Genomic DNA, 12,861 nt, shown 5'->3' with positions numbered 1-12,861 from the left:
CACACATGCCGCAATTTCGGGGGGACAAACACCATGAGCATCGAAAACATCGTCGATTTCAGCACGACCAACACAGAGGCCGAACGTTTTCGTCCGGCACCTGAAAAGGTGCTCAAAGGAGATCCCGAACACGTTATCCACAACCATTACGACAGCCCTTGTGGGCAAATGAATGCCGGGGTGTGGGAAGGAGCTGTGGGGCAGTGGACAGTCAATTACACCGAACATGAATATTGCGAAATCTTGCAGGGCGTTTCTGTTCTGCGTGACAAGGAAGGTAACGCTAAGACACTGAGAGCGGGTGATCGCTTTGTCATCCCAGCTGGATTCAAAGGGACGTGGGAAGTGCTGGAGCCATGTCGGAAAATTTACGTAGTGTTTGAACCAAAAGCCTGAACTCATTGATTTAGAGCTATTTAAAGCCCCGGTATCGATTGATTACGGGGCTTTTTTTGTGTTCGTCATTTACGTGTATCGGTACAAATTTAGACATACGTCGGCAACACCGTCAGCGTTGATCTGGGCCAGTCTTTGAGGTGCGCAGGGTGTGAATGGAACGTACGGCCCGAGCGTGAACCCAAATCTCTGAAGTGTTTAAACAAGGAAGCTTTATATGTTCAATTTCAACGCAGTTACTCGTTTAGTTTTGGCGATCAGTCTTGTTCTGGGCGCTTGCTCCATGCCTGCAATGGCTGCCCAGGCAGGCCAGTGCAAAGCGTTCACCGTTAACTTTTTAGTTGCCCCTGAGGTCACGCCAGCGCTGCTGGAAATGCTGCGCAAGGAGTCCGGCGCAACATTGGCACGGGTCGAGAAGCCGGGTGACATATTCACCCAGGAGGTGAACCCGAACCGCCTGCGCGTGATCGTAGATAAAAACAATATCTTGGTGCGATACCTGTGCGGCTGAGGATAACGCTGCGCATTGATCGGTAAGCCCAATGCTGAGCGGGAAGTTCCATATGGATATGGAGTACACGCAGGGTTACAGCTCCAGGGCATAGCTTTACTGGCGCGACACCCGGATGTTCAAGCATCGGATCGGTGCGGGTCTGGATGACTCAACGATCTTTAAAGCCAACGATGGCTGGTAAGCCCACACATTTAGCCCAAGCGGATTGGCTCAACAGCATAATCTTGCGCAGCCTCAGGGGGCGTGCGATTAAGCGGTTGTACGAAAAGGGCTTCCCGTATCTGAGTGAAAGCAGCTCGGGTGAGGACGGCATCTTGATGATAAAAGTGGTTCAGGTTGGGCAGGGGTATCCGTTCCCCTGAATCATCGGCACCTGTTACCGAGCTTCAAAGCCTTGGCAGATAGATACAAAAAAGGCCCGTATCGTGAGATACGGGCCTTTTTCGTAAAGAAGAAAAACCAATTACTTGATTTTGGCTTCTTTGTAGATCACGTGCTTGCGAACCCGCGGATCGAATTTTTTGATTTCGATTTTGTCCGGAGTGGTGCGCTTGTTCTTATCAGTGGTGTAGAAATGGCCTGTACCAGCGCTCGACACCAAACGGATCAATTCACGCATGATTAGCTCCTTTAGATCTTGCCAGCACGGCGGATTTCGGCCAGCACGACAGTAATGCCACGCTTGTCGATGATACGCATGCCTTTGGCAGATACGCGCAGACGCACGAAACGTTTCTCTTCTTCAACCCAGAAGCGGTGATGCTGCAGGTTCGGCAGGAAACGACGACGGGTTTTGTTATTTGCGTGGGAAATGTTATTCCCAGTCACCGGACCCTTACCGGTAACTTGACAGACTCTCGACATGCCTCAGCCCTCTAAAACCACATGCCCAACCCGGCATGGGTTGGCCGCTTAATCTCTCAGTCATTTGGCGCCAGGCGCCGCGTTTCTTTAAGGGTCTTACCGGTTACGCCTACAAACGAAGGAACCGGGCCCCTAGAAAAGAGCGCTGCTTTATACCAGAAAGACTAAAGAGCAACAACATGCAGTGTGATTTGCATCGATTAATAAAGGCGGCATTCTAACGGCAATCCGCCCTGATGCCTATGCCAGACTGGGTCTTGCCGCTCGTCGCAAGATGAAAGGTTTCAGGGGGCGGATACCCGTGCAATTGGCTCAGAGGCCTCGCCGGTGGATGCCAGGGTCATCCTTGAGCGAGCAGAAAAGGAGGGTTGCGCGGCCCTGAAAGGGTGTTTTCGAAGTGATTAAAGGGAACGGGCTACGCTTAAAAGTAGTCATTTGGTCACCAGAACACTAGGGTAGGCCCTTTTCCAGACTGCATACGCAGATGGGCCAACGACTTGCAAAGGAAACCGACTATGCGCCTCGCTGCCGCCTCGTTATTGCTCACTTTTTGTTTGGCGCCGTTGGCGCACGCTGCCACATTGAGCGTGTGCACCGAGGCAAGCCCTGAAGGGTTTGATGTGGTGCAGTACAACTCGCTCAGCACCACCAATGCGTCGGCAGACGTGCTGATGAACCGCTTGGTGGACTTTGACGCCCAGGCCGGGAAGTTAGTGCCCAGCCTGGCGCAAAGCTGGTCAGTGTCCCCTGACGGCCTTGAGTACACCTTCAAGTTGCGCCCTGGGGTTAAATTTCACACCACCGCGTATTTCACCCCGACGCGTGAGTTGAGCGCCGAGGATGTGCGTTTCAGCTTTGAGCGCATGCTCGACCCGGCCAATGCGTGGCACAAAATTGCGCAAAGTGGCTTCCCGCATGCGCAGTCCTTGCAGTTGCCCCAACTGATCAAAAAAATCGAAACCCCGGACGCGCAAACTGTTCGCTTTACGCTTGCGCACCCGGACTCCACGTTTCTGCCTGCGCTGAGCATGGGCTTTGCCTCGATTTATTCAGCGGAGTACGCCGACAAGTTGCTCAAGGCCGGCACGCCCGAGTTGATGAACAGTCAGCCGATTGGTACGGGGCCGTTTGTGTTCACGCGTTTCCAAAAAGATGCCGTGGTGCGTTACAAGGCCAACCCGGACTACTTTGCGGGCAAGCCTGCAGTGGACGGGCTGATTTACGCGATTACCCCGGATGCCAACGTGAGGCTGCAAAAGCTGCGGCGTAATGAGTGCCAGATTGCACTGTCGCCCAAGCCACTGGATGTGGACGCGGCGACGAAAGACCCGGCCTTGAAAGTCACTCAAACACCCGCGTTTATGACCGCTTTTGTGGCCATAAACAGCCAGCACCCGCCGTTGGACAAACCTGAGGTGCGTCAGGCCATTAACTTGGCGTTTGATCGCGACACTTACCTCAAGGCAGTCTTTGAAAACAGCGCGCAAGCGGCCAACGGTATTTACCCGGCGACCACGTGGGGGTATGCCAAACAGTTGCCGGGCTATGCCCATGATCCGCAAAAGGCCCGCGATTTGCTGGCTAAAGCAGGTCTTAAGGACGGTTTCAGTACCACCATTTGGACCCGACCCATGGGCAGTGTGCTGAACCCTAACCCGAGCCTGGGCGCACAGTTGTTGCAGGCGGACTTGGCCAAGGTCGGGATCAAGGCAGATATTCGCGTGATCGAATGGGGCGAATTGATTCGCCGGGCCAAAGCGGGCGAACACGATTTGCTGTTTATGGGCTGGGCGGGTGACAACGGTGACCCGGATAACTTTTTGACGCCGCAGTTCTCGTGTGCAGCGGTGAAATCCGGGACCAATTTTGCGCGCTATTGCGACAAGACGCTGGACAGCCTGATCAGCGAGGGCAAAACCCTGAGCGACCAGGACAAGCGCAGTGCGCTGTATCAGAAGGCTCAGGGACTGATTCAGCAGCAAGCGGTGTGGTTGCCGCTGGCGCATCCAACGGCCTACGCACTTACCCGTAAAGACGTACAGGGTTATCAGGTGAGTCCGTTTGGTCGCCAGGACTTTTCGACAGTGAGTGTTAAGCCTTAAGCCTCACATCCAGCCGTGCTCGACCATTGAGAGCGGCTCGCCGTCACCGACAATGAAATGGTCGAGCACCCGCACCTCGATCAGATCCAGCGCCTCTGTGAGGCGTTGGGTCAGGGTGCGGTCGGCCTCGCTGGGGTCTGTGATACCCGAGGGGTGGTTGTGACAAAAAATCACCGCTGCTGCGTTGTGCACCAGGGCGCGCTTGACCACTTGGCGGGGGTACACGCTGGCGCTGTCGATAGAGCCTCGAAACAGCACCTCAAAGGCCAGCATGCGATGTTTTGAGTCCATAAACAGGCAGCCAAAGACTTCGTGGGGTTCGTGGCGCAGCAGTGCTTTGAGGTAGTCGCGCACCGCTTGCGGGCTCTCAAGTGCTGAGTCGCGACGCAGCCGTTCTGCCAGGTGTCGGCGACCCATTTCCAGCACTGCCTGCAACTGGCTGAACTTGGCGGGCCCCAGTCCAAGTTGGCGACTGAACGACCCCAGGTCGGCTTCAAGCAATGCGCGCAGGCTGCCGAACTCAGCCAGCAAATGGCGGGCTAAATCCACGGCACTTTTGCCCGAAACACCGGTGCGCAGGAAGATTGCCAGCAGTTCTGCGTCTGAAAGACTGGATGATCCCAGCGCTAAAAGTTTCTCCCGCGGACGCTCCGCTGCGGGCCAGTCTTTAATGCTCATAACCACTCCATGTTCTGTGAGCGCCGCTGTTCCATAGCAGGCGCTGTGTTATCTTAGCCCATCATTTTTGCGTGGCATTTGGCCATTTTCCGCGCAGTCCTCATCGAACTAAAAGGCAGGCCTATGCAGCGGCTGTATCGAAAACGCATCGTTTTGGGCGTCGGCGGCGGCATTGCTGCCTACAAGAGTGCAGAGCTGGTTCGCCGCTTACTGGATCAAGGCGCTGAAGTGCGGGTGGTGATGACCCAAGGCGGCAGCGAGTTCATCACCCCTTTGACCATGCAAGCGTTGTCCGGGCACCCGGTTCATCTGGACCTGCTCGACCCTGCGGCTGAAGCCGCGATGGGGCATATCGAGCTGGCCAAATGGGCTGATCTGGTGCTGATCGCGCCTGCAACGGCCGACTTGATCGCCCGCCTGGCTCAAGGCATTGCCAATGACCTGCTGACCACCGTGGTGCTCGCCACAGACGCTACCGTGGCCATCGCGCCGGCGATGAACCAGGCCATGTGGCGTGATCAGGCTACCCAAGCCAACACACAGTTGCTCCAGAGCCGTGGGGTGAAGGTCTTCGGGCCAGCCTCTGGCAGCCAGGCCTGTGGCGACGTGGGTTTTGGTCGCATGCTTGAAGCTGGCGATCTGGTCAGTTGTGCGGCTGAGTGCTTCCAGCGTCAGATTCTGACCGGCAAGCATGTGCTGATTACGGCGGGGCCGACGCAGGAAAACATCGACCCGGTGCGTTACATCACCAACCACAGCTCGGGGAAAATGGGCTTTGCTCTGGCCGAAGCTGCCGTAGAAGCGGGTGCTCGCGTCACGTTGATTACTGGCCCGGTACATTTGCCTACGCCGGACCGCGTCACCCGTATTGATGTCGTCAGTGCGCGCGACATGCTGGCAGCGTGTGAAGCCGCGATCCCGTGCGACGTGTTTATCGCGTCCGCAGCCGTCGCGGATTACCGCCCGGAAGTAGTAGCCCCGCAAAAACTCAAGAAAGACCCTACGAGTGGTGACGGCCTGTTGCTGCAAATGGTGCGCAATCCAGACATTCTGGCCACCATTGCTTCACGTCCTGATCGCCCTTTTAGTGTCGGCTTCGCTGCCGAAACCGAGCACTTGCTTGATTACGCGGCACGCAAGCTGAAAGACAAAAACCTCGACCTGATTGTGGCCAACGATGTGGCTAACCCCAGCATTGGTTTCAACAGCGAGGAAAATGCGTGCAGCGTGATTGATCGCCAGCTACACGCCACCGTATTTGCTCAGACCAGCAAGGGCAAAATTGCCCGTCAGTTGGTTACTTTTATCGCCGAACGTCTGAACCAGGTTTAACTCGTATGCACGCTTTGCAAGCCAAAATCCTTGATCCACGCATTGGAAACGAATTCCCGCTGCCGCAATACGCCACGCCCGGCTCGGCCGGTCTGGACCTGCGCGCCATGCTTGAACAAGACACCGTTCTGGAACCGGGCCAAACCCTGTTGATCCCCACCGGTCTGTCTGTCTACATCGGCGACCCTGGCCTGGCGGCGCTGATTTTGCCGCGCTCGGGCCTGGGCCATAAGCACGGTATTGTGCTGGGCAACCTGGTGGGCCTGATCGACTCGGACTATCAAGGTGAGTTGATGGTGTCGTGCTGGAACCGTGGCCAGACGGCTTTCAATATCGCAGTGGGCGAGCGTATTGCTCAGCTGGTGCTCGTGCCGGTGGTGCAAGCGCACTTTGAATTGGTTGAGGAATTTGACGAAAGTCAGCGCGGCGCAGGTGGTTTTGGCCATTCCGGCAGCCTCTAACTATGCTGCATCAGGTCGGGCGCCCTGCCCGACCTGAACTGATCGCGTGGTAATTCAGGATGAAGCTCGCGCCCTTGTTGTCTCCGTTTTCATTGCCTGCACCCATGGCGGCCCTCTGCCATGCGGCCCGTGATGCCAATTGGCCTCTCGAACTCTCGCGTCAAAACACCGTCCAAACCTTCAGTTTGTGTTCGACCCCGTGTGTCGCAGGGGCGTTTTTACGCCGTGTGGCGCGGTCGACTTTTGTATGGCTGAGCACTTCAGCGCATGCCCCAAATTCCCTGAAAGTGGAGTACCTCTTGTAATGACTAGCCCATCTGCGGTCGCACCTGCATTTCCTGACAGCATTTTTCGCGCATACGATATCAGAGGCGTAGTGCCGAAGACGCTGACCGCAGAAACCGCCTACTGGATCGGGCGTGCCATCGGCGCTGAGAGCCTGTCCAAGGGTGAGCAGAATGTGTCGGTGGGCCGTGACGGGCGGCTTTCCGGGCCTGAGCTGGTGGCGCAATTGATTCAAGGCGTGGCCGACAGTGGTTGCCATGTCAGCGACGTGGGGCTGGTGCCGACGCCGGCGCTGTATTACGCGGCCAATGTGTTGGCCGGCAAGTCCGGGGTGATGCTTACGGGCAGCCATAACCCTTCGGATTACAACGGTTTCAAGATCGTGATTGCAGGCGATACGCTGGCCAATGAGCAAATTCAGGCCCTGCACACACGTCTTAAAACCCATGATCTGACGTGGGGCCAAGGCAGCATTGCCCAGGTCGAGATTCTTGAGCCGTATGCCAAGCACATTACGGGCGATATCCAGTTGGCCAAGCGTTTGAAGGTGGTGGTCGATTGTGGCAACGGCGCTGCGAGTGTGATCGCGCCACAACTGATCGAAGCGCTGAACTGCGAAGTGATCCCGTTGTTTTGCGAGGTGGATGGCAACTTTCCCAACCATCACCCGGACCCTGGCAAGCCGGAAAACCTGGTGGACTTGATCGCCAAGGTCAAGGAAGTGAACGCCGACTTGGGCCTGGCGTTTGACGGCGATGGCGACCGTGTCGGTGTCGTGACCAACACGGGCACTATGGTGTTCCCGGACCGCTTGCTCATGCTGTTTGCGCAGGACGTTTTGGTGCGCAACCCGGCGGCTGAAATCATCTTCGACGTGAAATGCACGCGTCGCTTGATCCCGCTCATCAAGGAATATGGCGGCCACCCACTGATGTGGAAGACCGGTCATTCGTTAATCAAAAAGAAAATGAAAGAAACCGGCGCGTTGCTGGCCGGTGAAATGAGCGGGCACATCTTTTTCAAAGAGCGCTGGTTCGGTTTTGATGACGGTATTTACAGCGCGGCACGCCTGCTGGAGATCCTCAGCAAGCGTGAAGAGCGCGCCGAAGAGCTGTTTGCCGCATTCCCCAACGATATTTCGACCCCTGAGATCAATATCGATGTGACGGATGAGAGCAAATTCAGCATTATTAGCGCCCTGCACGACGCCCAATGGGGTGAAGCCGCCGAGCTGACCACCATTGATGGTGTGCGGGTCGACTACCCACACGGCTGGGGCCTGGTTCGCGCATCCAATACCACGCCGGTGCTGGTGCTGCGATTTGAGGCCGATACCGAGGCCGAACTGCAACGCATCAAGGATGTTTTCCACGCTCAACTCAAGCGTGTGGCACCTGATCTCCCTCTACCGTTTTGATCGACTTGTTCTACCGGAGCCCTGAATGACCCTCGAACGTGATGCCGCCTCCAACGTCGCCAAGGTATTGTCCGAAGCGCTGCCCTACATTCGCCGTTACGTCGGCAAGACGCTGGTGATCAAGTACGGCGGCAACGCAATGGAGAACGACGACCTGAAAACCGGGTTTGCCCGTGACATCGTGCTGATGAAGGCGGTGGGCATCAACCCGGTCGTCGTACACGGTGGCGGGCCGCAAATCGGTGATTTGCTCAAGCGTTTGTCCATCGAGAGTCATTTCATTGATGGCATGCGCGTAACTGACGCGCAAACCATGGACGTGGTGGAAATGGTGCTGGGCGGTCAGGTCAACAAAGACATCGTGAACCTGATCAACCGTCACGGCGGTAGTGCGATTGGCCTGACCGGTAAAGATGCCGAGCTGATCCGTGCGAAAAAGCTTACGGTAACGCGTCAGACGCCGGAAATGACTTCGCCGGAAATTATCGACATTGGTCATGTGGGTGAAGTGGTGGGCATTAACACCGACCTGCTGCACATGCTGACCAACGGCGATTTCATCCCCGTCATTGCGCCGATTGGCGTGGGGGCCAATGGTGAGTCTTACAACATCAATGCGGATTTGGTTGCCGGTAAAGTGGCTGAAGCGCTCAAGGCCGAGAAGCTGATGTTGCTGACCAACATTGCAGGTTTGATGGACAAGCAGGGCAACGTGTTGACAGGGCTGACCACCACCCAAGTGGATGAGCTGATTGCCGATGGCACTATCTATGGCGGCATGCTGCCTAAGATTCGCTGCGCATTGGAAGCGGTGCAAGGCGGCGTCACCACGGCGCATATCGTGGATGGTCGCGTGCCGAATGCGGTATTGCTGGAGATTTTCACCGACACAGGTGTGGGCACGCTGATTACTAACAGCAAGCCGGTTTAAACCGTATTAAAAAGGCCCCGTGCGCAGATTCCGCACGGGGCCTTTTTTGTGGGCGGCGGGTTAGATCCCGTACTGCGCCCGATACGCTTCAACGGCAGGAAGGTGTTGCTTGAGCTGGTCGTCGTCGGCCAGAAATTGCAGAACCTGGGTCAACGAAACGATGCTGACAACAGGAATGCCGAAGTCGCGCTCGACTTCCTGAATGGCTGAAAGCTCGCCATTGCCACGTTCCTGGCGGTTAAGTGCGATTAGCACGCCCGCTGCTTTGGCGTTTTGCGAGGCAATGATTTGCATGACTTCGCGGATAGCGGTGCCAGCAGTAATCACGTCGTCGATGATCAAAATGTCGCCTTCGAGCGGGGAGCCTACGAGGCTGCCACCTTCGCCGTGGGCTTTCGCTTCTTTGCGGTTGAAGCACCACGGCACGTCACGTTCGTGATGTTCGGCCAGGGCTACAGCGGTTGTTGCGGCCAAAGGAATACCTTTGTAAGCCGGGCCAAACAGCACGTCGAAAGGAATACCGCTGTCTGCGATGGCGGCAGCATAAAAGCGCCCCAGTTGAGCCAGCGCAGAGCCGGTGTTGAACAGGCCGGCATTGAAGAAGTAAGGACTGGTGCGTCCGGACTTCAAGGTGAACTCGCCGAAGCGCAAAACGCCGCGATCGATGGCAAAACGGATGAAATCGCGCTGATACGCTTGCATGAAAAAAGCCCCTGATACCGCGGATTTAGCTAAATAGTAAGACGGCGTGTATCATACACGCACGTGATTTTTGGGGCCATTTATGCGGATCATCAGTGTGAACGTTAATGGCATTCAGACGGCAGTCGAGCGCGGTTTGCTCAGTTGGCTGCAAGCTCAGAATGCCGACGTTATTTGCCTGCAGGACACCCGCGCCTCCGCCTTTGAATTGGACGATCCGGCCTACCAGCTGGATGGCTACTTTCTTTATGCCTGCGAAGCTGAAGTCCCTGCCCAAGGCGGTGTGGCTTTGTATTCGCGGTTGCAACCGAAAGCGGTCATTACTGGGCTCGGCTTCGAAACCGCCGATCGCTACGGGCGCTACCTGCAAGCCGATTTCGATAAGGTCAGCATCGCGACCTTGCTGCTCCCTTCGGGGCAGAACGGCGATGAAGACTTGAATCAAAAATTCAAGTTGATGGACGACTTCGCACGCTACCTGGACAAGCAGCGTCGCAAGCGTCGTGAGTACATCTACTGCGGTTCGCTGTATGTGGCGCAGCAGAAGCTCGATATTAAAAACTGGCGTGACAGCCAGCAGTCTCCTGGTTTCCTGGCGCCTGAGCGGGCCTGGATGGATGAGATTGTCGGCAACATGGGCTATGTCGATGCCCTGCGTGAAGTCAGCCGTGAAGGTGATCAGTACAGCTGGTGGCCGGATAACGAACAGGCTGAAATGCTCAACCTTGGCTGGCGTTTTGACTACCAGTTGCTCACACCCGGCTTGCGCCGTTTTGTGCGCAGTGCGCGTATGCCGCGCCAGCCACGCTTCTCGCAGCATGCGCCATTGATCGTGGACTACGACTGGACACTGACGATCTAAGTGTCTTGTTCGCCTTAAAAAAATGCCCGTATCCAAGGATACGGGCATTTTTTTTGCTGCAAGCGACAGGCTGCTTACTTGATCGGGCGCCAGGTGAAGGGGTAACGGTAAGTCACCCCGTCATTGGCCTTGACGCCGGCAATCACCACCAGCACCACCGCACCGATAAATAACAGTCCGATCAGGGCAAAACCGATCAGGACGAACATCAGTACGTAGCAAATAGCCGAAGCTATCGCCACGGTGATCTGGAAGTTCATGGCTTCCTTGCCTTGGTCGTCAATGAACGGGTCGCTTTCGCGCTTCATTTGCCACAGGATCAGCGGGCCGATCAGGCTGCCAAACGGAAACCACATTCCCAGGAACGCCGAGAAGTGGCAGAACATGGCCCATTGCCGAGCTTCGCGGCTCGGGCCTGGCTCGGGTTTTGAAAGGTCCAGCTCACTCATGGTGTTCTCCAGGTGGTCAGCGAAAGCGCAGGTAATCAGTCAGCCAGCGCAGTTTGTTGCAGTGCAAAAATGTCGGTCATGCCTTTTTGAGCCAGTGCCAGCATGGCGTTCAGCTCGTCCGGCTGGAACGGCGCGCCTTCGGCGGTGCCTTGAACTTCAATGAAACCACCGGTGCTGGTCATCACCACATTGAGGTCGGTTTCGGCTGCTGAATCTTCAGGGTAGTCGAGGTCAAGCACAGGTACGCCCTGATACATGCCCACCGACACGGCTGCGATCATCTGCTTGATCGGGTCGCCGTTTTTGAGGCCGCCACGTTTTTTGATCACTTTCAGGGCGTCGACCAAGGCAACCATTGCGCCCGTAATCGATGCAGTGCGAGTGCCGCCATCGGCCTGAATCACATCGCAGTCAACATAAAGGGTGATGTCACCCAGTTTGGACATGTCCAGTGCGGCGCGCAGGGAACGGCCGATCAGGCGCTGGATTTCAAGGGTGCGGCCGCCTTGCTTGCCACGGCTGGCTTCACGCTGGTTACGGTCACCTGTGGCGCGCGGCAGCATGCCGTATTCGGCGGTCAGCCAGCCTTGGCCCTGGCCTTTAAGGAAACGTGGCACGCCGTTCTCGACGCTGACGGTGCAGATGACTTTAGTGTCACCGAACTCGACCAGTACAGAACCCTCTGCGTGTTTGGTGTAGTTGCGGGTGATGCGGATCGGGCGTAGCTGATCGGCAACGCGACCACTTGGACGTTTCATGTGGGATACCTGTACGGGACGGAAAACTGTCGAGCATTATAAAGGCCATAGACCGTCAGGGGCACACCTAAAACTGCGTTGTGTTTTGTAGGAGCAAGCTGATAACGAAGCCTGTCGCCGCTGCCGCGGGGGCTTAACATTGCGCGTGATTACGACAGACGTCATTTGGGACGTTCGCTGCACTGCGCTACAATCCGCCGCCTTAGTAGCCGTTTGGCTTAACTCATCAGATCGCGAGGTACCTCCATGGTGCATAGCATGACCGCCTTTGCCCGCGTTGAAAGCGCTGGCACTCAAGGCACCCTTAGCTGGGAGCTGCGTTCGGTCAACAGCCGCTACCTGGAGCCGCACCTGCGTTTGCCCGAGTCATTTCGCGACCTTGAGGGTGCGGTGCGTGAAGCGCTGCGCCAGGGTATTTCGCGGGGCAAGCTGGAATGCACGTTGCGCTTTACCGAAGAAACCACCGGCAAGCCGCTGCAAGTCGATCGCGAGCGCGCTGCGCAACTGGTGGCAGCCGCCGAATCGATTGCCAGCCTGATCAAGCAGCCTGCGGCACTCAACCCGCTGGAAGTGCTGGCCTGGCCAGGCGTCCTGGTGGCGGATGCGAGCGACCCACAAGCCCTCAATACGCAGGCGCTGGCCTTGTTCAAGCAAGGTCTGCAAGAGTTGAAAGACGGCCGCGAGCGCGAAGGTGCAGAGCTGGCTCGCTTGATCAGTGAGCGTCTGACCTCCATCGAAAGTGATGTCGATACTTTGCGTGAGCTGGTGCCGCAAATGCTTGCGACTCAGCGTCAAAAGGTGCTCGACCGCTTCAACGACATGAAGGCTGAGCTAGACCCGCAGCGTCTTGAGCAAGAGATGGTGATGCTGGCGCAGAAAAGCGATGTGGCCGAAGAGCTCGACCGGCTGAGCACCCATATCCTTGAAGTGCGACGTGTGCTCAAGTCTGGTGGGGCGGCGGGGCGTCGCCTCGATTTCCTGATGCAAGAGCTCAACCGCGAAGCCAACACCTTGGGCTCCAAAGCTTTCGATCCACGCAGCACTCAAGCGGCGGTCAACCTCAAAGTGTTGATCGAGCAGATGCGCGAACAAGTACAGAATATTGAGTAA

14 protein-coding genes and 1 pseudogene are annotated in these 12,861 nt (G+C 56.6%); 9 read left to right on the top strand and 6 right to left on the bottom strand.

The annotated features are described in order from the left end of the window. The first annotated feature begins 33 nt into the window (after positions 1-33). On the top strand, positions 34-396 hold the full coding sequence (locus GYN01_RS09735; RefSeq protein WP_048363852.1) for a cupin domain-containing protein: 363 nt from the start codon (positions 34-36) through the stop codon (positions 394-396). A gap of 217 nt (positions 397-613) precedes the next feature. Beyond that, on the top strand, positions 614-907 hold the full coding sequence (locus GYN01_RS09730; protein WP_203306948.1) for an I78 family peptidase inhibitor: 294 nt from the start codon (positions 614-616) through the stop codon (positions 905-907). A gap of 466 nt (positions 908-1,373) precedes the next feature. On the opposite strand, the gene rpmG is transcribed toward GYN01_RS09730, so the two are convergent. Next, the gene (gene rpmG / locus GYN01_RS09725; protein WP_003437824.1) at positions 1,374-1,529 is read right to left on the bottom strand and encodes a 50S ribosomal protein L33; all 156 of its coding nucleotides are present in this window, start codon (positions 1,527-1,529) and stop codon (positions 1,374-1,376) included. A gap of 11 nt (positions 1,530-1,540) precedes the next feature. After that, a complete protein-coding gene (rpmB, locus tag GYN01_RS09720) occupies positions 1,541-1,774 on the bottom strand; it encodes a 50S ribosomal protein L28 (RefSeq protein ID WP_019410280.1) in 234 nt (77 codons plus the stop codon). Between the two features lie 515 nt (positions 1,775-2,289). On the opposite strand from rpmB, the gene GYN01_RS09715 reads away from it, so the two are divergent. Continuing rightward, on the top strand, positions 2,290-3,876 hold the full coding sequence (locus tag GYN01_RS09715; RefSeq protein ID WP_203306947.1) for an ABC transporter substrate-binding protein: 1,587 nt from the start codon (positions 2,290-2,292) through the stop codon (positions 3,874-3,876). Positions 3,877-3,879: 3 nt separating this feature from the next. Here the strand turns inward: GYN01_RS09715 and radC are convergent, their stop codons facing one another. Then, positions 3,880-4,554: a RadC family protein gene (gene radC / locus GYN01_RS09710; RefSeq protein WP_048363855.1), complete on the bottom strand. Its 675-nt coding sequence runs from the start codon at positions 4,552-4,554 to the stop codon at positions 3,880-3,882. A gap of 123 nt (positions 4,555-4,677) precedes the next feature. Here radC and coaBC point away from each other — a divergent pair, with 123 nt between their 5' ends. From coaBC to argB, 4 genes and pseudogenes are all read left to right on the top strand, one after another. Further along, a complete protein-coding gene (coaBC, locus tag GYN01_RS09705) occupies positions 4,678-5,886 on the top strand; it encodes a bifunctional phosphopantothenoylcysteine decarboxylase/phosphopantothenate--cysteine ligase CoaBC (RefSeq protein ID WP_048363856.1) in 1,209 nt (402 codons plus the stop codon). A 5-nt stretch (positions 5,887-5,891) separates the two neighbouring features. Continuing rightward, a complete protein-coding gene (dut, locus tag GYN01_RS09700) occupies positions 5,892-6,347 on the top strand; it encodes a dUTP diphosphatase (protein ID WP_048363857.1) in 456 nt (151 codons plus the stop codon). Positions 6,348-6,663: 316 nt separating this feature from the next. Beyond that, positions 6,664-8,049: pseudogene (locus GYN01_RS09695) on the top strand (phosphomannomutase/phosphoglucomutase); the annotation flags it as partial. A gap of 25 nt (positions 8,050-8,074) precedes the next feature. Continuing rightward, complete coding sequence (argB, locus tag GYN01_RS09690; RefSeq protein WP_048363859.1) at positions 8,075-8,980, top strand: acetylglutamate kinase; 906 nt, start codon at positions 8,075-8,077, stop codon at positions 8,978-8,980. A gap of 60 nt (positions 8,981-9,040) precedes the next feature. Here argB and pyrE read toward each other — a convergent pair whose 3' ends face one another. Further along, complete coding sequence (gene pyrE / locus GYN01_RS09685; RefSeq protein WP_048363860.1) at positions 9,041-9,682, bottom strand: orotate phosphoribosyltransferase; 642 nt, start codon at positions 9,680-9,682, stop codon at positions 9,041-9,043. An 82-nt stretch (positions 9,683-9,764) separates the two neighbouring features. Between pyrE and GYN01_RS09680 the strand changes: the two genes are divergently transcribed. Then, positions 9,765-10,544 carry an exodeoxyribonuclease III gene (locus GYN01_RS09680; RefSeq protein WP_047278759.1) on the top strand — a complete coding sequence of 260 codons (780 nt, stop codon included), beginning with the start codon at positions 9,765-9,767 and terminating at the stop codon, positions 10,542-10,544. A gap of 74 nt (positions 10,545-10,618) precedes the next feature. On the opposite strand, the gene GYN01_RS09675 is transcribed toward GYN01_RS09680, so the two are convergent. Beyond that, positions 10,619-10,993 (bottom strand): DUF4870 domain-containing protein, encoded by a 375-nt coding sequence (locus GYN01_RS09675; RefSeq protein WP_048363861.1) that lies wholly within the window; start codon positions 10,991-10,993, stop codon positions 10,619-10,621. Between the two features lie 35 nt (positions 10,994-11,028). Next, positions 11,029-11,751 carry a ribonuclease PH gene (gene rph, locus GYN01_RS09670; RefSeq protein WP_048363862.1) on the bottom strand — a complete coding sequence of 241 codons (723 nt, stop codon included), beginning with the start codon at positions 11,749-11,751 and terminating at the stop codon, positions 11,029-11,031. 246 nt (positions 11,752-11,997) lie between these two features. Here rph and GYN01_RS09665 point away from each other — a divergent pair, with 246 nt between their 5' ends. Then, positions 11,998-12,861, top strand: a complete 864-nt coding sequence (locus tag GYN01_RS09665; protein WP_048363863.1) for a YicC/YloC family endoribonuclease — start codon at positions 11,998-12,000, stop codon at positions 12,859-12,861.

The organism is Pseudomonas weihenstephanensis (assembly GCF_016812185.1).
Classification (GTDB): Bacteria; Pseudomonadota; Gammaproteobacteria; order Pseudomonadales; family Pseudomonadaceae; genus Aquipseudomonas; species Aquipseudomonas weihenstephanensis.
Note: the sequence above shows the minus strand (reverse complement) of the source record. Positions and strands in the feature narration are given on the sequence as shown.

Coding starts and splice junctions, on each gene's coding strand:
- GYN01_RS09675 (WP_048363861.1), bottom strand. CDS start 10,993: ATGAGTGAGCTGGACCTTTCAAAACCCGAGCCAGGCCCGAGCCGCGAA.
- pyrE (WP_048363860.1), bottom strand. CDS start 9,682: ATGCAAGCGTATCAGCGCGATTTCATCCGTTTTGCCATCGATCGCGGC.
- rpmB (WP_019410280.1), bottom strand. CDS start 1,774: ATGTCGAGAGTCTGTCAAGTTACCGGTAAGGGTCCGGTGACTGGGAAT.
- dut (WP_048363857.1), top strand. CDS start 5,892: ATGCACGCTTTGCAAGCCAAAATCCTTGATCCACGCATTGGAAACGAA.
- radC (WP_048363855.1), bottom strand. CDS start 4,554: ATGAGCATTAAAGACTGGCCCGCAGCGGAGCGTCCGCGGGAGAAACTT.
- GYN01_RS09665 (WP_048363863.1), top strand. CDS start 11,998: ATGGTGCATAGCATGACCGCCTTTGCCCGCGTTGAAAGCGCTGGCACT.
- GYN01_RS09735 (WP_048363852.1), top strand. CDS start 34: ATGAGCATCGAAAACATCGTCGATTTCAGCACGACCAACACAGAGGCC.
- GYN01_RS09680 (WP_047278759.1), top strand. CDS start 9,765: ATGCGGATCATCAGTGTGAACGTTAATGGCATTCAGACGGCAGTCGAG.
- GYN01_RS09730 (WP_203306948.1), top strand. CDS start 614: ATGTTCAATTTCAACGCAGTTACTCGTTTAGTTTTGGCGATCAGTCTT.
- rph (WP_048363862.1), bottom strand. CDS start 11,751: ATGAAACGTCCAAGTGGTCGCGTTGCCGATCAGCTACGCCCGATCCGC.
- GYN01_RS09715 (WP_203306947.1), top strand. CDS start 2,290: ATGCGCCTCGCTGCCGCCTCGTTATTGCTCACTTTTTGTTTGGCGCCG.
- rpmG (WP_003437824.1), bottom strand. CDS start 1,529: ATGCGTGAATTGATCCGTTTGGTGTCGAGCGCTGGTACAGGCCATTTC.
- coaBC (WP_048363856.1), top strand. CDS start 4,678: ATGCAGCGGCTGTATCGAAAACGCATCGTTTTGGGCGTCGGCGGCGGC.
- argB (WP_048363859.1), top strand. CDS start 8,075: ATGACCCTCGAACGTGATGCCGCCTCCAACGTCGCCAAGGTATTGTCC.